Origin of the sequence: Streptomyces sp. NPDC048002 (assembly GCF_040653275.1) — a bacterium.
Classification (GTDB): Bacteria; Actinomycetota; Actinomycetes; order Streptomycetales; family Streptomycetaceae; genus Streptomyces.
On the sequence record NZ_JBEZNL010000005.1, the window covers coordinates 191,647 to 214,758 of the forward strand.

A 23,112-nucleotide genomic window follows, 5' to 3' on the forward strand; every position below is an offset into this window, starting at 1 on the left:
TCGATCATGAAGGGCGCCGCATCGTGAACGCCGCACCCACGGTGTACGACGTCGCCGACCGCTCCGGCGTCTCCATCGCGACGGTGTCCCGGGTGTACCGCAACCCGGACTCCGTACGGGCCGCCACCAGGGAGCGGGTCCTCACCGCGGCCCGTGAACTCGGGTACGTCCCCAGCGGCAACGCCCGTGCCCTGGCCAGCCGTTCCACCGACGTACTCGGCCTGTGCTTCCCCGACTACGCGGATCCCGACACCGCGGACATCGAGGACGACGACGCGGCGATGCTCTACTCCGACCAGATCATCCGGGGTATGGAACGCGCCGCCCGCCGCCACGGCTACGCCCTTCTGATCGCGGCCTCGCTGGCGGGCGGCCCCGAGAGCCTCGTCGCCAAGGTCGCCGGCCGCGTCGACGGCTTCGCGGTGCTCGCGCGGACCGTGCCGACCGAGGAACTGGAAGTGATCTCGCGACGCCTGCCGGTCGTCATGCTGGCCGGACCGCGCGCCGATCCCTCCCTCGACCACCTCGATCACGTGGAGGTCGCGAACGAGGACGGCCAGTACGAGCTGACCCGGCATCTCCTGCACGACCACGGACTGCGCTGCCTCGCCTACGTCGGCGTCGACGAGACGTCGCCGGACGTGGAGGCGCGTTTCCGCGGGTTCCGGCGGGCCTGTGCCGAGGCGGGCGTCGACACCGGAGCGGAACCGGCGCTGCGCATGCCGATGATGACGCGGGCGGAGGGCGCCCGCGCCGCGGACCTCCTGCGGGAGCGGGACGGTGAGCGATTCGACGCCTTCGTCTTCGCCAACGACCAGATGGCCGTGGGCGCGCTCCAGGCCCTGGAGCGACGCGGTGTGGCGGTCCCGGACGAGGTGGCGGTCACCGGCTTCGACGGCATCCCGCTCAGCCGGATCGTGCGTCCCTCACTGACGACCGTGCGCCAGCCGATGGTCCGGCTCGGCGAGCAGGCCGCCGAACTGCTGATCGCGCGCCTGCGCGGGGAGAGCGGTCAGGACCCGGTGTCGCTGATGCTCCCGGTGAGCCTGGCCCGCCGGGCGAGCTGCGGGTGCCCGGACACGGGCCCCGGCACCCTCGGCGCGCTCTGACGGGATCGGGTGGGCACCCCCTCCCCGACGGCAGGTCGGCCCAGGGCCGGCTCCCACCCTTGAGCGGAGGAGCCCCGCCCGCCAACCCAAGGCGGGCGGTCGGCCGCATTGGCGGGCCTCAAGGCATCCCGCTCAGCGCCCCATCCACCGTCCGAAGAACTCCGCCGTGGCGACGCCGAGCCGCCGTCGCTCCGCTGCCTCATTGGCGTAGGCGTAGTGCCCTGCCTCCAGCACTTCCAGCTGACGGGGCCCGCCCAGCGCCCCGTGGATCGCGAACTGGCCCGGCGGGGGTACAGCGGGGTCGAACAGGGCGCACGCCGTCAGGACCGGTACCCGTACGCGCGTGGCGGCGGTCGCCGCGTCGAAGTAGGCCAGCACCTCGACCGCTTCTGGATGGGTGCGGACATGGGTGCGCACCGCCTCGCCGCTGCCGGTGCAGGGGAGCGCCAGGCGCAGGGGGTGGTTGCCGAACGTGGGGAATGTCAGCCGTGCGGCTGCGAACCGGTCGTCCCAGGGCAGGGCCAGGGCCCCGATCCCGCCGCCGAAGCTCTCGCCGAGCAGGCCGAGCCGGCCGTCGAGTGAGGGCACCAGTTCCAGCAGGGCGGCCGCAGCGCCCCACAAGCCCGCGACGCAGTCGCCGAGGACGTAGTTGTCTCGGGAGCCGATGCCGTGCAGGACGTGCTCGTCGGGTGTGGAGGGGATGTCCGGGCGCAGGCCGAGGGCGGGGAGTCCGGGAGCCAGGGGGAGGATCGCCGCCGAGCCGGGCAGCGGCAGCGGCAGTTGTGTGCCGGTGTCCGTCCGTCCCCCGTAGCCGTGTCCGATCACGAAGCCGTGGCGTGCGATCCCGGCGATGGGTAGCGCGAGCAAAGCGGAGCAGCGGCCACCGGGAGTGTCGTAGGAGAGCTCCTGAATCCGGTAGCCGTCGCGGTCCTCGACGAGTCGGCCGAGGCGCGGGTGCGGGGGTACCTGGTCGGCGGCTTCCTTTCGGGCCCGCCAGAAGGCGTCGAAGTCGGCCGGGGCTGCAGGAGCGGCGATGCGTAGCAGGTCGTCGAGGGTGTGACCGTGGGTGGGATCGAACGCGAAGGGGTGGGTAGGCGCCGGCATGCGGTGACTGTAGCCAGTGGCGCGTGCCGTGCTGCCCGAGGGGCTCGCGGGCGGGGTGATTGGCGGCGTCGGTCACAGATGCTTTCGCTATGCATTGATCCGTTTTACGTTGCTGTCGCATCGGTCGGGAACGTGCGGCCTGGTTCGGTCGGTGTCGTGCGGAGCGCCCGCCGGGTGTCGTACGGATCGTCCGCCGGGTGTCGTGCTCGTTACAGGAGTGTGACCAAGACCCCCCTTGCCAGGCTCGGAATCGCTGCAAGAGAGTGATGTATGCGCTTACAGGTAGCGCATACATCGCCATCAGAGCTCAAGGAGGAGCCCTCCATGAACCGCGCCGCCGCAACCGGGTCGCTGGCCCTCGCCCTGGCCTCCGCGCTCACCCTCACCGCTTGTGGCGGCTCGGGTGGCGCGGACGTGGCCGCCGACGCCAAGCAGACCCTGACCGTCTGGGCCATGGGCACGGAGGGCGAGAAGCTCGGCGACCTCGCCGAGGAATACGAGAAGAAGAACTCCAACATCACCGTCAAGGTCACCCCGATCGGCTGGGACGTCGCCCACCAGAAACTGGTCGCCGCGGCCGCCGCGGGCAAGCTCCCCGACGTCGTCCAGATGGGCGGCAGCTACCTCGGCGAGTTCGCCGACATGGGCGTCCTCGAACCGGTCGACACCAAGACCTTCAAGGAGAACAACTTCTTCCCCGCCGCCTGGCAGCAGGCCACCTACGACGGCACCACCTACGGCGTCCCCTGGTACGTGGACACCCGCGTCCTCTTCTACCGCACGGACCTCGCCGACAAGGCCGACATCAAGAAGGCCCCCGCGACCATGGCGGAACTCCAGGCCGCGGCCGCCGCCTACCAGAAGAAGGCCGGCGCCAAGTGGGGCCTGTCCATACAGCCCCGCGGCCTGGACACCGTCCAGAGCTTCTACCAGTTCCTCTACTCCGCCGGCGGCGCCATCCTCGACGACGACGGCAAGGCGGTAGTCAACTCCGACGCCGCCGTCAAGGCGCTGGAGAACTACGGCAGCTACTTCAGCAAGGGCATCAGCGACAAGGGCGTCCAGCCCGGCTACGACGTCACCAAGGACTTCAACACCGGCGACGTCGCCATGTTCTTCGGCGGCCCCTGGATGACCGGCCTCCTCGACGAGAACTACCCCGACCTCAAGGGCAAGTGGGCCGTCGCCCCCGTCCCCGCCGACAAGACCTCCGGCTCCATGGCGGGCGGCTCCAGCCTCGCCATCTCCGCCGACAGCGACCACAAGGCCGCGGCCAAGGAATTCGTCGCCTCCCTCACCGACACCGCCGGACAGACGGACTGGTTCGACCGCACCAACGACCTGCCCGCCAACACCGCCGCCTGGGACTCCGGCGAACTCGCCACCGACCCCACCCTCCAGATCTGGCGCAAGCAGATGGAGTCGGCCCAGAGCACCCCCTCCCAGCCCAAGCTCACCGAGATCACCTCCAAGGTCGACACCGCCATCGAGTCGGTCACCCAGGGCAAGTCCAGCGCCAAGGACGCCCTCGACAAGGCCCAGTCCGAGATCGAAAGCCTCGTCCAGTAAGAGAGCGTCCCCCTCATGTCCCTCACCACAGGACCGGCCGCGCCCCACGCGGCCGTCGACAAGAGCCCCGGGCCCGGCCAAGGCCCCCGGGCCCGCCGCGGGAAGCGCTCCCTGAGCCGGCACAACCTCACCGGATGGCTGTTCTCCACCCCCTTCCTGGTGCTGTTCGGGCTCTTCATGCTCTTCCCGATCGTCGCCACGCTCCTGATGAGCTTCACCGACTTCGGCGCCCGCAACGTCACCCGGCCCCTGGAGGCGAACTTCGTCGGCCTGGACAACTACACCCAGCTGTTCCAGGACGACAAGTTCCTCAAGTCCCTTTTCAACACCGCCTATTTTGTCGTCGTCGGCGTCCCCGCCACCATCGTGCTCGGGCTCCTCGCGGCGATCCTGCTCAACAACGGCATCGACCGGGCCCGCACCCTCTTCCGCATCGGCTTCTACGCACCGGTCGTCACGACCATCGTCGCCGTAGCCATCGTCTGGCGGTTCGTCCTCGACCCCTCCGACGGCCTCATCGCCTCCCTCGCCACCGAGATGGGCTGGAAGGCACCGGACTTCCTCGGCTCCGAGACCTGGGCCATGCCCTCCCTGATCGCCATGGCCGTCTGGCGCAACCTCGGCACCGTCATGGTGCTGTGCATCGCCGGCCTCCAGGCCATCCCCGTCGAGGTACGCGAAGCCGCCCGCCTCGACGGCGCCGGAGCCTGGCAGGAACTGCGCCGCATCACCGTCCCGCTGCTGCGGCCCACCCTGCTGTACGCCACCGTCATCACCACCATCGGCTACCTCAACGTCTTCGAGGAACCCTTTGTGATGACCCAGGGCGGCCCCTCCGACTCCACCCTCACCGTCTCCCTCAACATGTACCGCGAGGGCTTCAACTTCTTCCACATGGGCTACGCCAGCGCCATGGCGTACGTCCTGTTCGTCGTGATCATGGGCATCACGGTGCTCCAGCTCCGACTGCTGAAGGACAACACGCGTTGACCGCCGAGACAGCCGTCAAGGCACACCGCCCGCGCCGCACCGGATGGCTGCGCAAGCCGCTCCTCTACACCGTCGCCTCGGCGGGACTGCTGGTGATGGCCGCCCCGTTCCTGTGGATGGCCCTCTCCGCGTTCAAGACCCGCGAGGACCTCACGGCGAACCCGCCCGTGTGGATCCCCACCGACTGGACGCTGGACAACTTCACCGCGCTCCTCGACCAGCTCGACATGCCGAGGTACTTCCTCAACTCGCTGATCGTGGCCGTCCTGGTGACCGTCTGCAACCTGCTCTTCTGCTCGATGGTCGGCTACGCGCTGGCCAAGCTCGACTTCACCGGCCGCTCCAAGGTCTTCGGCATCGTCCTGACCGCCCTGATGGTCCCCGGCAACCTGATGATCCTGCCCCTGTACGTGCTGATGAACGGTATGGGCCTGATCGACACCTACGCCGGACTCGTCCTGCCCTTCGCGGCAGGCGCCTTCGGGGTGTTCCTCATGCGGCAGTTCATGCTCCAGGTCCCCGACGAACTCCTCGAAGCGGCCCGACTCGACGGCGCGGGGGAGTGGTACATCTTCTGGCGGATCGTGATGCCCCTGGTAAAGCCCGCCCTCGCCACGCTGACGATCTTCACGTTCCTCGGTTCCTGGAACAACTTCATCTGGCCCCTGATCGCCACCAACGACCCCGACAAGTACACCCTGCCGGTGGCGCTGGCGACCTTCGCCAACGACCCGAACCGCACGGTGGCCGGCGGCAACGGCATGCTGATGGCCGGGTCACTTCTGGTCGTCCTGCCGGTCCTGCTCGTCTTCGCGGTCCTGCAACGCCACTTCACCCAGGGCATCGCCACCGCCGGTCTCAAGTAGACCCACCCCCCTCTCCCGCGGCCCGCCACCTTCGGCCACGGGGCGGCCCGCCATGCCCTCACCCACCCCCTTGCCATGCCCCCACCCACCCCCCTCGCACGGAAAGACATTGCCCACCATGACGCACAGCACCACCCCCTTCCCCGACGGCTTCCTGTGGGGCGCCTCCACCGCCGGTCACCAGATCGAGGGCAACAACGTCAACAGCGACTGGTGGCGCAAGGAGCACGACCCGGGGGCCCGTATCGAGGAACCCAGCCTCGACGCCTGCGACAGCTACCACCGCTGGGACGAGGACATGGACCTCCTCGCCGAACTCGGCTTCACCGACTACCGCTTCGGCATCGAGTGGTCCCGCATCGAACCCGTCCCCGGCGTCTTCTCCCGCGCCGAGATCGCCCATTACCGCCGCATGGTCGACGGAGCCCTCGCCCGCGGCCTGCGCCCGATGGTCACCCTGCACCACTTCACCGTCCCGCAGTGGTTCGAGGACCTCGGCGGCTGGACCGCCGAAGGCGCCGTCGACCACTTCGTCCGGTACGTCGAGGCCTGCGCCCCGATCATCGCCGACGGCGTCCCGTACGTGTGCACCATCAACGAGCCCAACATGATCGCCGTCATGGCCGGCCTCGCCAAGACCGGCAACCAGGGCTTCCCGCCCGCCGGCCTGCCCACCCCCGACGAGGAGACCACCCACGCGATCATCGCCGCGCACCAGGCGGCCGTGAAGAGCCTGCGTGGCCGGCACCCCGACATCAAGGTCGGCTGGACCATCGCCAACCAGGTCTACCAGGCCCTCCCCGGCGCCGAGCAGGTCACCGCCGACTACCGCCACCCGCGCGAGGACGTCTTCATCGAGGCCGCCCGCGGCGACGACTGGATCGGCGTCCAGTCCTACACCCGCACCAAGATCGGCACCGACGGCCCGATCCCCGCCCCCGAGGACGCCGAACGCACCCTCACCCAGTGGGAGTACTATCCGACCGCGGTCGGCCACGCCCTGCGCCACACCGCCGACGTCATCGGCTCCGACACCCCGCTCATCGTCACCGAGAACGGCATCGCCACCGGCGACGACACCCGCCGCGTCGACTACTACACCGGCGCCCTCGACGCCGTCGCCGCCTGCCTCGACGACGGCCTCAACATCCAGGGCTACCTTGCTTGGAGCGCCCTGGACAACTACGAGTGGGGCTCCTACCGCCCCACCTTCGGCCTCATCTCCGTCGACCCCGTCACCTTCGAGCGCACTGCCAAGCCGTCCGCTAAGTGGCTCGGTGCGCTCGGCCGTGAGCGCACCCTGCCCCGCGTGACCGGCTGACCCCACCAAGCGGGCGAGGGCCGGCCGGCTCCTGACACCGGCCGGCCCCCGCCGTAACCCCGCCAACGGCGCTCCGCCGCCCCGCCGCCCACCGAGCCCAAGCGGCCCCACGACCTCCGGCACCACACCGCATCACGGCACACGCACACCCGTCTGCCGAACAGCACCACGGCACACGGACCCCGTCCGCCCACCCGAGGGAGCCCAGATCCGATGAACCGCCGAACCTTCCTGACCGCCGCGACCGCGGCCACCGTCACCTGCGCGACCCCGTACGCCGCCCAGGCCGCCGGCCCGGCGCTCGGCGTGGACGCCGAAGACCGCCTGCTGCGACGGTGGTTCACCGCGACCTACCGCTCCATGGAGGCCATGACCACCGAACTCGGCCTCGCCGCCGACAAGATCGACGTCAGCGGCAGTGGCACCCCCGCGCCCTCCGCGCAGACCTCCCCGACCAACATCGGCTGCGGCCTGTGGTCCACCGTCGCCGCCGCCGGACTCGGCGTGATCTCCGCGACGACCATGCACGACCGCCTCGACCGGGCGCTCAGCGCCGTCGAACGGCTGGAGCGGGCCCATGGGTTCTGGTTCAACTGGTACGACGCCCACGACGGCTCCCTGCTGACGACCTGGCCCGAGACGGGCGACACGATCCGCCCCTTCCTGTCCACCGTCGACAACGCCTGGCTGGTGACCGGACTGCGGATCGCCGCCCACGCCGATCCGCGGCTGCGCCCCCGGGTCGCCGCACTCCTCGCGGACGCCGACTGGTCGTACTACTACACCCCGTACGACCCCGCGGACCCGGTCGCCGGTCCCGGCCAACTCCGGGGCGGCTACTGGCCCGACAAGCCGGGCAAGGGCGAGCCCACGGGACACCACTACGGAGCCCTCAACACCGAACCTCGCATGGCGAGTTACCTGGGTATCGCGGACGGCTCGCTGCCCGGGGACCACTACTGGCACCTGTTCCGCACCCTGCTGCCCGGCGCGGGCCAGGAACAGGAACCCGGAGGCGAGTACACCGAGATCGACGGCGTACGGGTCTGGGAGGGCCACTACTCCTACCGCGGGCGCGACTTGGTGCCCACCTGGGGCGGCTCCATGTTCGAGGCGCTCATGGTCCCGCTGTTCGTGCCCGAGCCGGAATGGTCACCTGGCTCCTGGGGCGTCACCCACCGCCGTTTCGTCCGCAGCCAGATCGAACACGGCCTGGACGAGGCGGGATACGGCTACTGGGGCTTCTCCCCGGCCTCGATCCCCGAGGGCGGCTACCGCGAGTACGGAGTCGACGCCATCGGTATGCAGGAGGACGGCTACCACTCGCTCGGCGTGGTCACCCCGCACGCCTCCTTCCTCGCCCTCACGCAGGCCCCGACCGAGGCCATCAGCAACCTCCGTGGCCTGGACCGCGCCTTCGGCTGCTACGACGACCGCTACGGATTCCGCGACTCGATCGACGTGACCACCGGCCGTGTCAGCGACTTCGTACTGGCCCTCGACCAGGGCATGATCACCGCCGCCCTGGCCCAGCGCCTGAAGCCGGGCCTGCTCCAGACCCCCTTCCGAACCGGTGGATTCACCAGCCGCGTCAGGCCGCTGCTGCACAAGGAGAGGTTCTCGATCTGACGCGAGGGCCGCTCCGAGGGCAGAGTCCTAGGGGCGGCTTGCCCGCCAATGGAAGAGAGCGGCCAGGAGGACGAACGTGGTGAGGGGCGCGTAGACGAAGTACATCTGGACCGGTGGTACCGCCGCCGAGGTGAACGCGCGCACCAACCACGTCAGGAAGGTGCACATGAGGGTGACCAAGGTACCGGCGGCGGCCCGCTCCCACGCCTTGCGGTGCGCGGCCCGCTTCCGGACGAGCGCCTCGACGTCCGGCAGGGGTTCGAAGGGCGCCGCGCGTTGCTGCCCCGCAACCTCCCGCAGCTCGGCGACCTCGGCCAGTAGGTCGGCGAGCAGGCGGTCGTCGAGGGAGGGCAGGACGAAGCGGCGCCCGGCGGTGTCGTAGAGATGAGCGATGAACTTCCGTCCCTGCGCGGCGCTTCCCCGAGGCATGGACTCGGCGCGGATGTCGTAGATGTCGGGCCAGGCCCAGCGCCGCTCCAGGACTGCCCCACGTACGCGGATGCCGTCGACGGCGACCCGCGTGCCCGAGCGCCGCGAGTGCAGGAACATCTGGCAGAACACCGCCACGGTGAGCACCATGAGCCCCATCCGTCCCCACAGCGGGGTGGTGTCCGTGCTCTGGGTCAGTTGAAACAGGTTGTTCAGGAGTGTGCAGCCCGCAGCGAAAGAGATCAGTCCCGGCACACTTCGAGGCTGGTGATACTCCCTGATGATGTCCCCGCCCATGATCCCTCCCTGCTGTCGGGGTGATCGTAGGGCGGGAACCTGTGGGGAGCCGTCACAGCCTGCGGTGCGGGGTAACGCCTGGCGGGAAGGCGTGCATCCCGGCGGTGGTGGCGGAGTCTTCCAGCGCCGGCAACGCTTATGCGTTGGGCGGTGTCGGGGCTCGGTCCGTGGAGTCGTCTTCGTGGTGGGCGCCGCGAGCGAGGGGGAGGGGCAGCGGGTCGGTGTCGTCGGCGGGGGTGATGCCGTGTCCCGGAGTCAGCACCAGTAGTTCGTCCTGGGCCGTCCAGACCCGTCGCTCGCACTGTCCGGGACACAGACGGATCTGTTCCGCAGAGGGGCCCGCGCAGGGATCGTGGGTCCGGTAGCCGATCGCGGCCTCTCCCCGCGAGAGCGCGGCCGCTGTGAGTGTCGCGAAGGACGCTTCGAGGCCGGGGCGGACGTAGTCGGTGGCGGGGCGGAGGGCCAGGGCTCCGCCGCGTGCGGTGAAGATCTCCTCGAACACGGCGATGAGCGAGGGGTTGTGGGACATCTGGGTCATCAGCAGGGCGGTCAGTTCACCGCGGACGACGACATCCGACGTGGGGCCGAGAGACGCCAGGAGCCGGCTGCGGTGGTCGTGCAACTCGGCCACCACGTGGATACGTCGGCCTGTCTCCTCCTCGTGTGCCTTGAGCATCAGCAGGGTCAGCAGGGTTTTGTCGTCAGGTTGTGCGGGGGCGGGTGGGTTCTCGTCCCGCAGGACGATGACGCTGTCGTAGCCGGAGGGGTCCAGGGCGCGGAGGGTGGGGAAGTGGGTGTGGTCGCCGGTGCGGTGACGGACGCGGAGCCGGCTTGTGCTGTCGAAGCGTTGTGGGTGTGGGACCGCCTCGGGCGGGGCCGCGTCCGGGTCCGTGACGACATCGAGGACGGAGCCTGGTGGGGAGGTCCGGCGCAGGATGTCGAGGACGAACGGTGCCCTGCGATTCCAGCCCAGCATGAGGGTTCGTACGGGGCCGTCGGTTCGTTCGCCGGCGGGTGCGAGGGCTCGCGCGTCGATGTGTCCACGGCAGTAGGCGACGGTCGGCTGGTCGTCGTGGGCGACCAGCACCAGTCGGTCGCCGGGACGGAGCACGGTGTCCCGGGGTGGGGTGAGGTGAGGCGTGCCGTCGGCGCGCAGGATCCCGACCACGCAGGCGTCCTCGAAGGACAGGGCCAACTGCTCGTACGGCCGGTCCACTTGACCGGGGACGTGGAGGGTGTGGAACTCCGCTCCGGAGAAGTCGAGGAGGTCGCGCAGCGCGGCCGGCAGGCCGGGCTGACGTGCCGATTGCACGAGTAGCCGGGCCGTGGTCCGGTCGGCCTCAAGGAGGGTGCCCCGGGGTCTGGCCGCGAGGCGCGCGGCGGGCAGGTGATGGCCGTCGCGCACGGTTGCCACCAGCCGGGGCCCTGGCTGCGTACCCAGCAGGGCGCGCAGTGCCAGGAGGGTACGGATCACTCGCGCGTCGGCGTCGGCGCCGTCGGAGGGAAGGATCAGTACCGACCGTGCCGTGCCCGGAGTGACCAGTGCGAGTGCGTCCGGGTCGGTCGGGGCACCGGTGCGGCACACCAGCCGGGAGGCGTCCGCGATGCCGAGCGCGGTCGTGAGTTCGGTGTGCATGTCGGCCGAGTCCCGCTCCGCGAGCACGGTGACCACGTGGCGGCCGCGCCCGGACTGGGCCGCGAACAGCTCGGCCACGACGGTGAAGACCTGTTCGGACCAGCCGAGCACGACGGTGTGGTCGTGTTCCAGGACGGTGGAGCGGCCCCGGCGCAGCTCCGCCAGCCGGTCGCCCAGGCCCGTGGTGATGACCCCGATGACTGTCGACACGCACAACAGGGCGATCAGGCCGAGTACCGCGGCGAGCAGCATCCGTAGCGGGGCCCCTGTCACTCCGCTCAACCGCAGAGTCTCGGCACTCGTGCGCCATACGGCGGTGAGGCGGCCCGTCAGTGAGCTGGGCGCCTGTGGGTCCGTCCACACCATGAGGGCGCTCACCGGGACGACGAGGGTCAGACAGCCCAGGGCGAGCCAGCCGAGCAGGGCCGCGGTGCTGCGGGCCAGCGTCCTGTCGAAGAGGTACCGCGCCCGGTCCCGTAAGTGAGGCGTTTCCTGACGCCGTCCCGCATCCGCCACCTGTCCTCCTCACACGGAGTTCGGAGTCGAAGCGTGCAGAATCCGGCACCGGCGACACGCCGTCCCACCGGGACATTCATCCTTTCGAGCTGCGAGGAGGGGGCGAAACACTGCCAGGAGTGGCGTCGACGGAGACGGTCCCTCTCGGTCAGTAGCCGAAGCTCGTCGTGTAGGCGCACTCGGTGTAGATGTAGCCCGATTCCAGCTTGGCGGTGTCCGAGGCCGGGGTGTTGCCGATGCCGTCCTGGGACTTGTGGACGAAGTAGGTCGTGCCGGCGGGCAGTTGGATGGTCTTCTGCGGGTAGTTCTTGCTGGTGTCGCTGCACGGTTTGGTGTTGAAGCCGAGGGAGCTGCCCAGCGCGGAGTAGGTGGAGCAGCTGCCGCACGCCTTGAGGGTGAAGCTTCCGGTCACCGGGCCGGTGTAGAGGACGGTGATGTTGTCGGGGCTGTCGTTCTTGACCGTGACGGTGATGCTGCCGCCGGATCGGGTGGTCGGCAGTCGTTTGCCGGCCGCGGGTACCGTCTGGGCGACCTCCGCGGCGATGGCCACCTTCCGTGCGAGGCTCTTCTTCGAACTGCTGGGGTTGTCCTTGATGAACGTGTTCATGGTGGTGACGGCCTCGCTGAAGCTGCCGTCCTTGTACTGGTCGACACCGCAGTCGTACGTCCCCGATGCGGCGTTTCGGTGCGCCCGGTCGGCGGCCTGGTCGAGCGTGTCGGTGAGTCCGGCCTCTTCCCCCGATACGCCGCGAATCTGGGTGGACAGGGAGTCCAGGCGTTCGACGGCCGCGCAGGGGTCACTGCCGTCCACGGCCTTGACGGCGTCGCTGACCTCCGCGTCGATCGCGGACCCCACCTTCTGGGCCTGCTCGGACCTGGGGAACGTCGTCAGCAGCTCGTCCCACTGTGTGGTCCAGGAGGAGCTGTCGGCGCTCATTGATTCGGCCCCGCACTCGTAGAGCGAGGTGGCCAGCCGGTCGTCCGGCCAGGTGGACAGGGTGCCGAGCGTCTTCTCGTCCATGGTGCGCGGCACCGTGCGCAGGTACTTCAGCGGCGCCACGGCCTGGCAGTACTGCTCCGCCGTGTACGCGGCGGAGACGGTGGTGTAGTAGGTCCGGAGGCGCTCCGGCACCTGGGCGGCGGCCCGCGACGACGGGTGGTCCGTAGTCAGGCCGTCGTAGATGGCAAGGGCTTTGCGGAAGTCGGGTTCCGCCGCCTCGAAGTCCATCGTCCCGTTCTCCTTGACCAGTTCGTCCGCCTCGGCGAGCCGGTCCAGGAGCATCTGCTGGGTGGCCTCGTCCCGTGCCTGGTCGTACCAGACGTATCCGCCCGCGGGCACGGCCAGCAGGACGACGCTGAGTACCGCCGCGACCAGTGCGCTCGGCAGCCAGGCGAGGCGCGTTCGCAGGCCCAGCCACGCGCCGTGCGCGGCTGCCGCCACCAGCAGGATCAGGTACAGGACGAGCAGTGCGCCCGGAATCCCGTTGGGATCTGCGGGCAGTGCCACCACCAGCAGGATCCCGGTGGCGATCAGGCACGCGAGCGTCAACCCCCAGCGGCGCAGGACGGCGTAGCCCAGCCCCAGGCCGCTGAGGTTCAAGAACCCCACGGCGAAGGCTCGCCACGGGTCCGCCGGAGCGGGTGGTGGTGCGCTCGGCATGGGCGGTGCAACGAAGTCAGGACGCGGGTTCTGGTCCCAGGACATGACGGCTCCCCCAGTCAATCACGCCTGAATTTCCCCTAGTTGACAGTGTACGGCCAGTGCGGTGAGTTCGACAGAGGGTGAACCGAGTGGGTGTGGTCTGACGGGGCTGCCCCACTACCTGGAAAGGGCATGCCGGATCCAGGTCACTGCCCAGTCCACCGGCACCCCTCTCACCCTCCCGCCCGCCGAGGTGTGCGAACCCACGGCCCGCCAACTCAACGGCGAGGAGCACGGATCAGACCTCCAGGGCGACCAGGCGTACGACCTGGCCTGGCAGGCCATGCTCAGCCTCGTACAGCGGGATCGCCCCCGACTACGCTGACTGATTCCCCTGTGTCCGGTGCCCGCGCTATCGGTGCGGGCACCGTGCGTGGTTCCGCCGTCATCGCGCGCAGCACCTCCCCGTGGAAGCGGCGCCGGTCAGTGCGCCGACGTCACCAGCAGCAGTGAGGTCCCCGCGCAGGGCAGCAGCGCAAGTCCGTTGTGGACGGCCGGAGTCGGCGGCTGCACCGCCGCGGGCGGAGTGGAGTCGAACCCCTTGGTGAGAGAGCCGACGAGGTGGTGCGGGTCGGTCGAAGCCGTCACGCGGCCGCGTGAGTTGACCACTCTGGCCGGTACGGGAAGGCGCCGCAGGAAGGGTGCGGTGGCTGCTTCGAAGTGCCGCAGGTACACGTCCGCCGCGGCGACTCCGGCGAAGCGGCCGTCGAGGGAGACGGGCAGGGAGAGGGTGAGGCTGTACTCGTCGGAGCAGAGGTAGTCGACGTACGGGCCGGCGACGATGCGGCGGCCGGTGTCGCGGGGGCGGGCGTACCAGTCCCAGTGCGTGTAGTCGGCGAAGGGGGAGTGGGAGCCGTCGAGGACGAGTGGCGTGACCCGTCCGGTCGCGTCGATCTGCCACCACTCCAGCCAGCCGGTGGTGTCGGTCAGGAGGTCGGTGGCGGCGACGAAGCCCAGGCCGGAGACGAGTTCGTGGCGGTGCAGGCGGCTGTGCAGGTCGGGTCGGAGCGCGGCGAGGTCCGCGGAGTTCGGGCGGCGCCCCTCTGCCGACACTGCGGCGAGGAGGGCCTCGCAGGCCGCCGCGGTCTCCGTGACCGTGGCGAAGACGGCTTCGACGACATCCCGTACGGCGTGCGAGACCTCCGCGAGAAGTGCCACGTCGACCAGGTCTGGTGGCGTGGTGCGAAGACCGCCGGCCATGGGGAGCCTCCTTCGAGCGGAGCCTCGTCACTCCGGCAGCGAGTGGAGGCGGAGCTGCACAAGGTGCGCCACGGAGGTCCGCGCGCACTCTTCCATGGCGGACCTCGCCTGATCGCCCGCCCCATCCTGCAGGGCGGAGATTACACCGCTGTGACGGAGACGCACCTGTTCGGCGTAGGAGTCGTCGGCGAGCACCAGGCACATCAGCGCGCCGGCCTCGGCCTGGAGGGAGATCGCCGTGCGGGTCAGGCGTGCCGACTGGGACGCCGCGGCGACCTCGACGTGGAACCGGCCGTAGATCCTGGCGCGTTCGGCCGGTTCCCGAGCGTGGGCGAGGTCGGTCACCGAACGCCGTAGGGGAGTGAGGTCGCCGGGCTCGGTGCGCTGGGCGGCCAGTGCGGCCGCGGCTCCGGAGACGGCGGCCCAGTGGTCCCCGAGGTCGCGCAGTTCCTCCGTGCTCCAGTCCGCCAACTGCGCGTTGAGACGTTCGTCGGCGGGAGCGTCGGGGAGGGTCACGAAGCTGCCGCCGCCCCGGCCGCGCCTCGTGGTCACCAGACCGCGGTTCCTGAGGGTGACCAGCGCTTCCCGCAAGGTCACGGTGGAGACGCCCAGCAGGGAGGCCAGTTCGAGCTCCCCGGGCAGTTGTTCGCCGTCTTCGAGCAGTCCGAGTTCGATGGCGTTGCCCAGACGGCGGACGACCACGTCCACGCGTCCCTCGGAGTCGACGGGCACGAAAACGGCCCGGCGTGCTCCGCTCGCTTCCTGTCGCACAGCCTCCACCCCTACTGCTTGATCGAGTCTTTACCTTAGCCGGGTCTTGAGATTTGAACTATGACTTCATATCTTTCGGTTCAACGCGAGACCGCTCAGAAAGGTTCCTCATGGGAGGCAACTCCGTCCGGACCGCCATCCGGCTGCAGGACGTGCGCAAGTCCTTCGGCCGGACCGAGGCCGTCTCCGGAGTCGACCTGGAGATCCGGGACGGGGAGTTCTTCTCCATGCTCGGCCCCTCCGGCTCCGGCAAGACCACGGTCCTGCGCATGATCGCCGGGTTCGAGGCCCCCACCGGCGGCGCCATCGAACTCGCCGGCCAGGACGTCACCCGTCTGGCCCCCTTCGAGCGGGACGTCCACACCGTCTTCCAGGACTACGCCCTGTTCCCGCACATGACGCTGGAGCAGAACGTCGCCTACCCGCTCAAGATCCGCAAAGTCCCCAAGGCGGAACGGCTCGCGCGTGCCCACAAGGCCCTCGCCGAGGTCCGACTCGAAGGCTACGGCGACCGGCGCCCCGCCCAGCTCTCCGGCGGCCAGCGTCAGCGCGTCGCCCTCGCCCGCGCCCTCGTCGGCCGCCCCCGCGTCCTGCTGCTCGACGAACCCCTCGGCGCCCTCGACCTCAAACTGCGCGAACAGATGCAGGTCGAACTCAAGGCGCTCCAGCGCGAGGTCGGCATCACCTTCGTGTTCGTCACCCACGACCAGGAGGAGGCCCTGACGATGAGCGACCGCATCGCCGTCTTCAACCAGGGCCGCATCGAACAGGTCGGCACCCCGGCCGAGATCTACGAACGCCCCGCAACCCCCTTCGTGGCGTCCTTCGTCGGCACCTCCAACCTCCTCACCGGCGAGTCCGCCCAGCGGATCGTCGGAGCGGCCGGCACCTACAGCATCCGGCCGGAGAAGATCCGCGTCCTCAAGGAGCCGGCGGGGGAGGAGGGCACCGCCGCCGACGCGGGCGGCGACGCCCAGCCCGAGCACGCCACCGCCACCGGCACGGTCACCGAGGTGATCTACCTCGGCGACGCCACCCGCTTCCTCGTCGACCTCGACGACGGCGGCCGCCTCACCGCCCTCCAGCAGAACCTGGAGACCACCTCCGAGGACGTCGCCGCCTACCGCGGCACCCGCGTCCGCCTGCGCTGGCACCACCGCCACGCCGTCCAGGTCCCCGACTGACCGACCACCCCCGTCCCCGCACCATCCCTACCGCCGCCCCCCTTCCCTCACGAATGGACCACGCCGTGCGCCTCGCCCGTTCTCTCCAGGCCGCCGCAGCCGCCACCCTGCTCCTCGCGGCCGCCGCCTGCGGATCCTCCGACTCCTCGCGCAGTTCCTCCTCCACCGGGCTCAACCCCCCAGACCTGAAAGCCCAGTCGAAGCTCGGCGAGACCGAGGGCGAGGTCAACCTGATCGCCTGGGCCGGCTACGTCGAGGACGGTTCCAACGACCCCGAGGTCGACTGGGTCAGCGACTTCGAGAAGCAGACCGGCTGCTCGGTCAACACCAAGACCGCGGCCAGCTCCGACGAGATGGTCAAGCTCATGAAGACCGGCCAGTACGACGCCGTCTCCGCCTCCGGCGACGCGTCCCTGCGCCTCATAGCCTCCGGTGACGCCGTCCCCGTCAACACCGACCTCGTCCCCAACTACAAGGACGTCTTCAGCGGGTTGAAGGACGGTTCCTGGAACTCCGTCGACGGCCAGATGTACGGCATCCCGCACGGCCGCGGCGCCAACCTCCTCATGTACAACACCGAGAAGGTCGACCCGGCACCGACCTCCTGGGCCGCGGTCTTCGACGACGCCTCGACGTACACGGGCAACGTCACCGCGTACGACTCACCCATCTACATCGCCGACGCCGCGCTCTACCTGAAGACCGCACAGCCCGACCTGGGCATCAAGGACCCCTACGCCCTCGACCAGAAGCAGTTCGACGCGGCCGTGGACCTGCTCAAGCAGCAGAACACGCACATCGGCGAGTACTGGAGCGACTACCTGAAGGAGATCTCCGCCTTCAAGAGCGGCGACTCCGTCATCGGCACCACCTGGCAGGTCATCGCGAACCTCACCGCGGCCGAGGGCGCCGAGGTCAAGGCGTTCGTGCCCGAGGAGGGCTCGACCGGCTGGTCCGACACCTGGATGATCTCCGCCAAGGCCGAGCACCCCAACTGTGCCTACAAGTGGCTCGACTGGATCATCTCGCCCGAGGTCAACGCCCAGGTCGCCGAGTACTTCGGCGAGGCGCCCGCCAACGCGAAGGCGTGCGAACTGACCAGCGAGAAGAACTTCTGCGCGACCTACCACGCCACCGACGAGAGCTACTGGAAGAACATCGCCTTCTGGAACACGCCCATCGAGCAGTGCCTGGACGGCCGCACCGACGTCAAGTGCGTGCCCTACGCCCAGTGGGTCCAGGCCTGGACCGAGATCAAGGGCTGACCTGAATCCATGCCACCGCTCACCCGGACCGCGGGGGCGCTGCACCGGCGCCCCCGCCTCAGGCTCTCGCTCCTGCTGACCGCGCCCCTGCTGTGGCTGGCCGTGCTCTATCTCGGCTCGCTGAGCGTCCTGTTCGTCTCCGCGTTCTGGACGACGGACTCCTTCACCTCGGAAGTCGTCAAGGTCTGGTCGACCGACAACTTCCACGCCCTGTTCACCACCGAGGTCTTCGGGCAGGTGATCCTGCGCAGCGTCGGCGTCGCGCTGGCCGTGACCGCCCTGTGCGCGGTGATCGCCTTCCCGCTCGCCTTCTACACCGCGCGCGTCGCCCGCCCCAAGTGGCGACCGCTGCTCGTGGTCGCCATCCTCACCCCGCTGTGGGCGAGTTACCTGGTCAAGGTGTACGCGTGGCGGCTCATCCTCTCCGAGGGCGGCCTCGCCGACTGGACCCTGAAACCGTTCGGACTCGACGGCCCCGGATACGGGCTGCCGGCCACCGTGATGACCCTGACCTACCTCTGGCTGCCGTACATGGTCCTGCCCATCCACACGGCGCTGGAGCAACTGCCCGCCAACCTGCTCGACGCCTCCTCGGACCTCGGGGCGCGGGCGGGGCGCACCTTCCGTTCGGTGATGCTGCCGATGGTGCTCCCGTCGGTGGCCGCCGGGTCGGTGTTCACGTTCTCGCTGAGCCTCGGCGACTACATCACCGTCCAGGTCGTCGGCGGGAAGACCCAGCTGATCGGCAACCTCGTGTACTCCAACATCGAACTCAACCTGCCCATGGCCGCGACGCTCGGCATGGTCCCCGTCGCCGTCATCGTCGTGTACCTGCTGGCGATCCGCCGCACGGGCGCGCTCAGCAGCCTGTAGAGGAGGGTCCTCCCCGCATGCAACTCTCCCGCTCCGCACGGATCGCGCTGCGGATCACCGCCGCCCTCGGCTTCGCGGTGATCTACGTCCCGCTGCTGCTCGTCCTCGTCAACTCCCTGAACCCCGAGCGCAGCGCGAGCTGGCCGCCACCGGGGCTGACGCTGCACTGGTGGTCGGTCGCCTGGGACAACGACGGTGCCCGGGAGGCCCTGTGGGTCTCGGTCAAGGCCGGTCTCGGCGCCACCGCCATCGCCCTGGTCCTGGGCACACTCATCGCCTTCGCCGTCGCCCGGCACCGCTTCTTCGGCCGCGACACCATCTCGTTCGTCGTCGTCCTGCCCATCGCGCTCCCCGGCATCGTCACGGGAATCGCCCTCAACTCGGCGTTCAGCACGGTACTCGAACCCCTCGGGGTCGGCCTCGGACTCTTCACCGTCGTCGTCGGACACGCCACCTTCTGCATCGTCGTCGTCTTCAACAACGTCGTCGCCCGACTGCGCCGCACCTCCGGTTCCTACGAGGAAGCGGCCATGGACCTCGGCGCGCACACCTTCCGCGCTTTCGTCGACGTCACCTTCCCCATGATCCGCTCGGCGCTGCTCGCGGGCGCGCTGCTCTCCTTCGCGCTCTCCTTCGACGAGATCGTGGTGACCACCTTCACCGCCGGACCCGGCGTCGAGACCCTGCCCGTCTGGATCTTCAACAACATGACCCGCCCCCAACAGGCACCGGTGGTCAACGTGGTCGCCGCGGCACTCGTCCTGCTGTCGGTCGTCCCGATCTACATCGCCCAGCGCCTGTCGGCGGACTCGGCCAGCGGGGGGCGGGTTTGAGGGGAACCGCAGAGCAAGGAGGGCGTACGTGAAATCGGTTGGGTTCAGTCGGTCGGCAGATCGGCCGTCATCGCCTGCCGGATGTCGTGCAGGGCCTCGTCGAACAGCGTGCGGGCGCGGGTGAACCAGTCCGTCAGCGCGGCGATCTCGTCGGCTTCGTAGTCGCCGAAGAGGGCGGCCAGGCGCTGGTAGAGCGGGCCGTACACCTCAAGGATGCGTTCCTGGGCCGTCTCCTCCATGACCACGTACACGCGTCGGCGGTCGTCCGGGTCGGGGGTGCGCCGGATGAAGCCCGCCTTCTCCAGGCGGTTCAGCACTCCCGTGACCGCTCCCGTGGTGAGTCTGGCCCGTTCTGCCAGGTCGCCGGCGACCAGTGACTCGCCTGCTGTGGAGGCCTCGATGAGGAAGCCCAGGCAGGTGAGGTCCGTGACGTTGAGGCCGAGTCGTCGGGCGACGTCCTGCTGCCCGAACTGGGCGGTGGCGATCATCCGGTCCATGGCGTAGAGCGCCTCTGCTGCCGTCGCGGCCGGGCGCGGCTTGCTGCCACTCACACGTTTCCCTTAGTGTCTAAGTTAATTAGCTCGCGAGCTAAGATATTGCTGGGCTGTCCGGGGCTGCAGCTTCACGGATCTCAAGGAGCGCGATCATGTTCATCCATGGTGATGAAGACTACGACCTGGGCCACACCGTCGCGGGATGGACGGGCGTGGGCATCGCGTCGCTGGGGTTCGGGCTGTGCGGTCTCGGCGTGGTGGTCACATCAGGACTCGTGGCGTGCGCGGGAGTGGCAGTGCTGGTTCTGGCCTTGCTGGCCACTTGGGTTCTCCACCTGGCGGGCTGGGGCAAACCGAGCGGCCCTCGCCCCGTCGACCAGTGGGACTGGCGAGTCAGGGATCTCGGCGCCCGCAACGGCCACGGTGACTGCCTCGGCTGCCGCCTCGCGGGGCGGCGGCTCGCGCGCCGACGCGGTGCGCGGCGCCTGGAACCTGCCGTTTCCGAGGCCTGAGGCAGGGCATCGCCGAGGACGGTGCGTGATGCGCGCGAGGCGACTGTGCTGGGGGGGGGCGACTCGAGCGAGGTGGGGTGTCTGGCGAGGTGGGGTGTCTACTGGCTAGCGTGTGAGCGTCTCGAAGCCGGCTTCGCCGCAGTACTGCACGACGTGCCCCTCCGCGTTGCCGTCACCGTTGCTGATCGCCAACGCCGTTTCCTCACCCAGCGACTGGCCTCCGCTCACGTCCTCGTCCCGCAGTGGATGCATTGCGAGGAGGGCGCCCTGGGCAGCGGACTCGGCCTCCTCCTGCTCGGGTGACCCTGCCGTCGCCGCGGCCGCGGCGTCCCGTGCCCGCTGCCACACGCCCAGTTGCTGGCAGTAGCTCTTCCGCAGTTCTGTCAGCAGTTCCTCGTCCGTGCCGTCGTCCGAGGAGCACCCTGCCAATGCCGCCAGGGCAAGGACTGGGACAAGCGTCTTGAGTGCGCGCACCACGTTCCCCCGCTGAATCCGGGCCTGTTGGCCCACGCCCCCGGCAACTCACCCGGCAGGATACATGTATGGAGCACCTTGGGTGCGCGGCGACATCGTCGGTGCCCTGTGCATGCTCGCCCTCGGGCTCCTGTGGGCGTCGGCCGTGGAGTCGAGGTCAGCCACGGTCTGTCATGGCAAGCGGCTGCCGTGTTCCCGCAAGGCTTGTGCCAGGTGGCCGGCGAGCGGCTCGGGCAGCTTCTCGCCGTGCACGGTGTTGAGGAGTGTCTCGGCGAGCAGGTGGAGTTTGGTGTTGCTGTTCTGCGAGGTGCTCACCAGGACGTGCCATGCCTGGTCGGCGCTGATGCGATAGGAGGCCATGAGGATGCCGCGGGCGATGTCGATGGCCGGGCGGGTCTGCATGGCACGCCGCAACTGGTCGTTCTCTGTCCTCATGGCGGCGCCCGCCTCGCCCGCCGCGTCGTGCTCCGGGCCCAGTGGGCGCCGTGGCCCGTCGTCCTCTGCGCCGGCTGTCGATGCCGAGTCCGCTGCCGTGAGCATGTCGAGGGTGCCGGTCAGCTCCAGCAGTCGTCGCACGACCGGGCTGGAGACCCGGACGGTGAGGGTCTTGGCGGCCTCGCGGGCTCGTCGGCGCACCTTCAGGAGGATGTTCAGGCCGGAGCAGTCGCAGAACGCGATCTCGGCGAGGTCGACTTCCACGCCCTCCGTGGACCGCTCCAGCGCGTCGTGAAGGATCTTCCCCAGCGCGGGGCTGCTGTTGTAGTCGATCTCACCGGATGCCGTGACCAGCGTGTGCCGACCGTGCGCGCCGGTGTGGAGGGTGAGCGACAGCGTGGGGAGGGAGTGGGCAGGGCGTCGCGGAGTGCCGCAGTCGGTGCACTGCTCCTGATCGCCTGATAGGGCGGTTACGTGATCCATGGATGACTCCCGAGCATCCGTCCTTCCGTGCCTGTTCCAGCATCCCCGCCCCCACCTCGTACGTCAACTGATACATGAAATAGAAGTCGTGCTTTTGAAAGCGTGAAACGCGCGCCCTACCCTGTGGGTATGGACGGAGTCGCAGAGCCATATGCGGGCTGGACGTTTTTGACCAACCATGCGCGGGTGCTGGCCGCCGTCGCCGAGGACGACACCACGCGTATCCGTGACATCGCCGCGCGCTGCCGGCTCACCGAGCGGGCGGTCCAGCGGATCATCGCCGACCTCGAAGAGGGCGGTTACCTGACCCATGTCCGTCAAGGCCGTTCCAATCTCTACCGGGTCTCACCCGGCACCGTGCTGCGCCATCCCGCGGACGGCGAGGCGACCGTCGCCGGCCTGCTGGCCCTGCTGGTCCGGCATGACCGCGTCGACACCACCACTGGCGCCGACGCGGACCCGGACGGCCGACGGTAGGCGGACCGTCGTCCAGTCCTGCGACGTCCCGCGACCGCACGTCGCGTGACCGTCGGCCGGGCGGCGTGGTGGGACCCTGCTCAGTCCAGGGGGCCCGATGCCCCAACGCGGGAACCGACTTGGGGCCGGGCGGGCGCGGCCGGTGCGAGGTGGCGTATGGGGCCGGCCGCAATGGTCAGCACGACCTCGTCGATGGCCCGTTCGCGGCCGTGCCGTCCGGTGCCCATGGGGCAGGAGCGTGGGAGGTCGGAAGAGGTGGTCCCGGATCATGTCGAGCAACTGGATCGCGGCGGGCTCCGGGTTCTGCCGCACCCGGTCCCTTGCGCACGAGGGTCCTGCGGTGTCGCCATTGCGCGCTGTCGGTGTGGCTGTGTCGGCATCCCTGCTCGGCCCGTGCGGCTGAGGCGGTGCCCACCGCCCGCGCCGAACTCCGTCGCCAGGGACGACTGGATACGCTGAGCCGAAACGCGGTATGGGTCGCAAAGAGCGTTCCGCTCTTACCAGGCCGAGGCGGACGGGAAGGCAGGAGGTAGCGTTCCGGCATGATGCCCGAGCCGCCCAGGTTTCCTCCGTATCCGATGCGTGGTGTGCGGGTACTCCATGTCAAACACAGCTGCGCGCCGCATTTCGCGGAAATCGAGGTGGACTTCGAACCCGCGGCCGAGGGCTTCGTCTTCGTGGTCGATCAAGGGCTCACGGTGGAGTACGAACCTGCCGAGGCTCTGCCTCGCTTCTTCGCGGCCGCTGCTGAAGGGATCAGGGAACAGCTGCACGTGCCGGGGCACGGGCTGGTCATTGCCACCCGGGTGGTACTGCGGCGCGCCCGCGCCGACTCGTTCGGCTCTCACGATCTGGCGTTCAAGATCGCGGGTAGCCTCGCCGCCCGCAAGGCGTTGGAGCGTGCGGGAGTGCGCGTCTGATGCGCTTGCGGCGAATGCCCCGC

At 69.5% G+C, this 23,112-nt stretch carries 23 protein-coding genes; 14 read left to right on the forward strand and 9 right to left on the reverse strand.

The annotated features are described in order from the left end of the window. Positions 1–41 precede the first annotated feature (41 nt). Positions 42–1,109, forward strand: a complete 1,068-nt coding sequence (locus AB0E07_RS09950; protein WP_362248318.1) for a LacI family DNA-binding transcriptional regulator — start codon at positions 42–44, stop codon at positions 1,107–1,109. A gap of 132 nt (positions 1,110–1,241) precedes the next feature. On the opposite strand, the gene AB0E07_RS09955 is transcribed toward AB0E07_RS09950, so the two are convergent. Further along, a complete protein-coding gene (locus AB0E07_RS09955; RefSeq protein WP_362248092.1) occupies positions 1,242–2,213 on the reverse strand; it encodes an acetylxylan esterase in 972 nt (323 codons plus the stop codon). Between the two features lie 324 nt (positions 2,214–2,537). Between AB0E07_RS09955 and AB0E07_RS09960 the strand changes: the two genes are divergently transcribed. The 5 genes from AB0E07_RS09960 to AB0E07_RS09980 all read left to right on the forward strand — a co-directional run bounded on the left by AB0E07_RS09960 (position 2,538) and on the right by AB0E07_RS09980 (position 8,588). Next, the gene (locus tag AB0E07_RS09960) at positions 2,538–3,782 is read left to right on the forward strand and encodes a sugar ABC transporter substrate-binding protein (RefSeq protein ID WP_362248094.1); all 1,245 of its coding nucleotides are present in this window, start codon (positions 2,538–2,540) and stop codon (positions 3,780–3,782) included. Positions 3,783–3,797: 15 nt separating this feature from the next. After that, entirely contained in the window at positions 3,798–4,772 is a 975-nt protein-coding gene (locus AB0E07_RS09965; protein WP_362248096.1) for a sugar ABC transporter permease, read from the forward strand. After that, positions 4,769–5,638 carry a carbohydrate ABC transporter permease gene (locus tag AB0E07_RS09970; RefSeq protein WP_362248098.1) on the forward strand — a complete coding sequence of 290 codons (870 nt, stop codon included), beginning with the start codon at positions 4,769–4,771 and terminating at the stop codon, positions 5,636–5,638. The genes AB0E07_RS09965 and AB0E07_RS09970 overlap by 4 nt, the downstream gene beginning before the upstream one ends. Positions 5,639–5,756: 118 nt before the next feature. Further along, the gene (locus AB0E07_RS09975) at positions 5,757–6,959 is read left to right on the forward strand and encodes a family 1 glycosylhydrolase (RefSeq protein WP_362248100.1); all 1,203 of its coding nucleotides are present in this window, start codon (positions 5,757–5,759) and stop codon (positions 6,957–6,959) included. A 213-nt stretch (positions 6,960–7,172) separates the two neighbouring features. Beyond that, positions 7,173–8,588 carry a glucoamylase family protein gene (locus tag AB0E07_RS09980; protein ID WP_362248102.1) on the forward strand — a complete coding sequence of 472 codons (1,416 nt, stop codon included), beginning with the start codon at positions 7,173–7,175 and terminating at the stop codon, positions 8,586–8,588. Positions 8,589–8,615: 27 nt separating this feature from the next. On the opposite strand, the gene AB0E07_RS09985 is transcribed toward AB0E07_RS09980, so the two are convergent. The 3 genes from AB0E07_RS09985 to AB0E07_RS09995 form a co-directional block, all read right to left on the reverse strand. After that, positions 8,616–9,272, reverse strand: a complete 657-nt coding sequence (locus AB0E07_RS09985; RefSeq protein WP_362248104.1) for a PH domain-containing protein — start codon at positions 9,270–9,272, stop codon at positions 8,616–8,618. A gap of 178 nt (positions 9,273–9,450) precedes the next feature. Then, the gene (locus tag AB0E07_RS09990; RefSeq protein ID WP_362248106.1) at positions 9,451–11,466 is read right to left on the reverse strand and encodes an NAD-binding lipoprotein; all 2,016 of its coding nucleotides are present in this window, start codon (positions 11,464–11,466) and stop codon (positions 9,451–9,453) included. A gap of 148 nt (positions 11,467–11,614) precedes the next feature. Beyond that, entirely contained in the window at positions 11,615–13,075 is a 1,461-nt protein-coding gene (locus AB0E07_RS09995) for a hypothetical protein (RefSeq protein ID WP_362248108.1), read from the reverse strand. Between the two features lie 157 nt (positions 13,076–13,232). Here AB0E07_RS09995 and AB0E07_RS10000 point away from each other — a divergent pair, with 157 nt between their 5' ends. Then, the gene (locus AB0E07_RS10000; RefSeq protein ID WP_362248110.1) at positions 13,233–13,493 is read left to right on the forward strand and encodes a hypothetical protein; all 261 of its coding nucleotides are present in this window, start codon (positions 13,233–13,235) and stop codon (positions 13,491–13,493) included. A gap of 98 nt (positions 13,494–13,591) precedes the next feature. On the opposite strand, the gene AB0E07_RS10005 is transcribed toward AB0E07_RS10000, so the two are convergent. Further along, a complete protein-coding gene (locus AB0E07_RS10005; RefSeq protein ID WP_362248112.1) occupies positions 13,592–14,368 on the reverse strand; it encodes a cache domain-containing protein in 777 nt (258 codons plus the stop codon). A gap of 27 nt (positions 14,369–14,395) precedes the next feature. Continuing rightward, positions 14,396–15,139 carry a GntR family transcriptional regulator gene (locus AB0E07_RS10010; RefSeq protein WP_362248114.1) on the reverse strand — a complete coding sequence of 248 codons (744 nt, stop codon included), beginning with the start codon at positions 15,137–15,139 and terminating at the stop codon, positions 14,396–14,398. 110 nt (positions 15,140–15,249) lie between these two features. Between AB0E07_RS10010 and AB0E07_RS10015 the strand changes: the two genes are divergently transcribed. The 4 genes from AB0E07_RS10015 (at position 15,250) to AB0E07_RS10030 (ending at position 19,294) form a co-directional block, all read left to right on the forward strand. After that, on the forward strand, positions 15,250–16,323 hold the full coding sequence (locus tag AB0E07_RS10015) for an ABC transporter ATP-binding protein (protein ID WP_362248117.1): 1,074 nt from the start codon (positions 15,250–15,252) through the stop codon (positions 16,321–16,323). 65 nt (positions 16,324–16,388) lie between these two features. Continuing rightward, a complete protein-coding gene (locus AB0E07_RS10020; RefSeq protein ID WP_362248118.1) occupies positions 16,389–17,588 on the forward strand; it encodes an ABC transporter substrate-binding protein in 1,200 nt (399 codons plus the stop codon). Between the two features lie 9 nt (positions 17,589–17,597). Further along, complete coding sequence (locus tag AB0E07_RS10025) at positions 17,598–18,461, forward strand: ABC transporter permease (protein WP_362248120.1); 864 nt, start codon at positions 17,598–17,600, stop codon at positions 18,459–18,461. Positions 18,462–18,478: 17 nt separating this feature from the next. Continuing rightward, entirely contained in the window at positions 18,479–19,294 is an 816-nt protein-coding gene (locus AB0E07_RS10030) for an ABC transporter permease (RefSeq protein ID WP_362248122.1), read from the forward strand. A gap of 44 nt (positions 19,295–19,338) precedes the next feature. Here AB0E07_RS10030 and AB0E07_RS10035 read toward each other — a convergent pair whose 3' ends face one another. Next, positions 19,339–19,791, reverse strand: coding sequence for a MarR family transcriptional regulator (locus AB0E07_RS10035; protein ID WP_362248320.1), 453 nt, complete (start codon positions 19,789–19,791; stop codon positions 19,339–19,341). A gap of 149 nt (positions 19,792–19,940) precedes the next feature. On the opposite strand from AB0E07_RS10035, the gene AB0E07_RS10040 reads away from it, so the two are divergent. After that, positions 19,941–20,300 (forward strand): HGxxPAAW family protein, encoded by a 360-nt coding sequence (locus tag AB0E07_RS10040; RefSeq protein WP_362248124.1) that lies wholly within the window; start codon positions 19,941–19,943, stop codon positions 20,298–20,300. A gap of 105 nt (positions 20,301–20,405) precedes the next feature. Here the strand turns inward: AB0E07_RS10040 and AB0E07_RS10045 are convergent, their stop codons facing one another. Further along, complete coding sequence (locus AB0E07_RS10045; protein ID WP_362248126.1) at positions 20,406–20,729, reverse strand: hypothetical protein; 324 nt, start codon at positions 20,727–20,729, stop codon at positions 20,406–20,408. 216 nt (positions 20,730–20,945) lie between these two features. Then, positions 20,946–21,692, reverse strand: a complete 747-nt coding sequence (locus AB0E07_RS10050; RefSeq protein ID WP_362248128.1) for an anti-sigma factor antagonist — start codon at positions 21,690–21,692, stop codon at positions 20,946–20,948. Between the two features lie 129 nt (positions 21,693–21,821). Here AB0E07_RS10050 and AB0E07_RS10055 point away from each other — a divergent pair, with 129 nt between their 5' ends. Together AB0E07_RS10055 and AB0E07_RS10060 are read left to right on the forward strand one after the other, a co-directional pair. After that, positions 21,822–22,169 carry a winged helix-turn-helix domain-containing protein gene (locus AB0E07_RS10055; protein ID WP_362248130.1) on the forward strand — a complete coding sequence of 116 codons (348 nt, stop codon included), beginning with the start codon at positions 21,822–21,824 and terminating at the stop codon, positions 22,167–22,169. A 542-nt stretch (positions 22,170–22,711) separates the two neighbouring features. Further along, complete coding sequence (locus tag AB0E07_RS10060; RefSeq protein ID WP_362248132.1) at positions 22,712–23,089, forward strand: hypothetical protein; 378 nt, start codon at positions 22,712–22,714, stop codon at positions 23,087–23,089. Positions 23,090–23,112: the final 23 nt, after the last annotated feature.

Coding starts and splice junctions, on each gene's coding strand:
- AB0E07_RS10060 (WP_362248132.1), top strand. CDS start 22,712: ATGATGCCCGAGCCGCCCAGGTTTCCTCCGTATCCGATGCGTGGTGTG.
- AB0E07_RS10040 (WP_362248124.1), top strand. CDS start 19,941: ATGTTCATCCATGGTGATGAAGACTACGACCTGGGCCACACCGTCGCG.
- AB0E07_RS10055 (WP_362248130.1), top strand. CDS start 21,822: ATGGACGGAGTCGCAGAGCCATATGCGGGCTGGACGTTTTTGACCAAC.
- AB0E07_RS10015 (WP_362248117.1), top strand. CDS start 15,250: ATGGGAGGCAACTCCGTCCGGACCGCCATCCGGCTGCAGGACGTGCGC.
- AB0E07_RS10035 (WP_362248320.1), bottom strand. CDS start 19,791: ATGGACCGGATGATCGCCACCGCCCAGTTCGGGCAGCAGGACGTCGCC.
- AB0E07_RS09980 (WP_362248102.1), top strand. CDS start 7,173: ATGAACCGCCGAACCTTCCTGACCGCCGCGACCGCGGCCACCGTCACC.
- AB0E07_RS09960 (WP_362248094.1), top strand. CDS start 2,538: ATGAACCGCGCCGCCGCAACCGGGTCGCTGGCCCTCGCCCTGGCCTCC.
- AB0E07_RS10005 (WP_362248112.1), bottom strand. CDS start 14,368: ATGGCCGGCGGTCTTCGCACCACGCCACCAGACCTGGTCGACGTGGCA.
- AB0E07_RS09955 (WP_362248092.1), bottom strand. CDS start 2,213: ATGCCGGCGCCTACCCACCCCTTCGCGTTCGATCCCACCCACGGTCAC.
- AB0E07_RS09965 (WP_362248096.1), top strand. CDS start 3,798: ATGTCCCTCACCACAGGACCGGCCGCGCCCCACGCGGCCGTCGACAAG.
- AB0E07_RS10050 (WP_362248128.1), bottom strand. CDS start 21,692: ATGGATCACGTAACCGCCCTATCAGGCGATCAGGAGCAGTGCACCGAC.
- AB0E07_RS09975 (WP_362248100.1), top strand. CDS start 5,757: ATGACGCACAGCACCACCCCCTTCCCCGACGGCTTCCTGTGGGGCGCC.
- AB0E07_RS10030 (WP_362248122.1), top strand. CDS start 18,479: ATGCAACTCTCCCGCTCCGCACGGATCGCGCTGCGGATCACCGCCGCC.
- AB0E07_RS10025 (WP_362248120.1), top strand. CDS start 17,598: ATGCCACCGCTCACCCGGACCGCGGGGGCGCTGCACCGGCGCCCCCGC.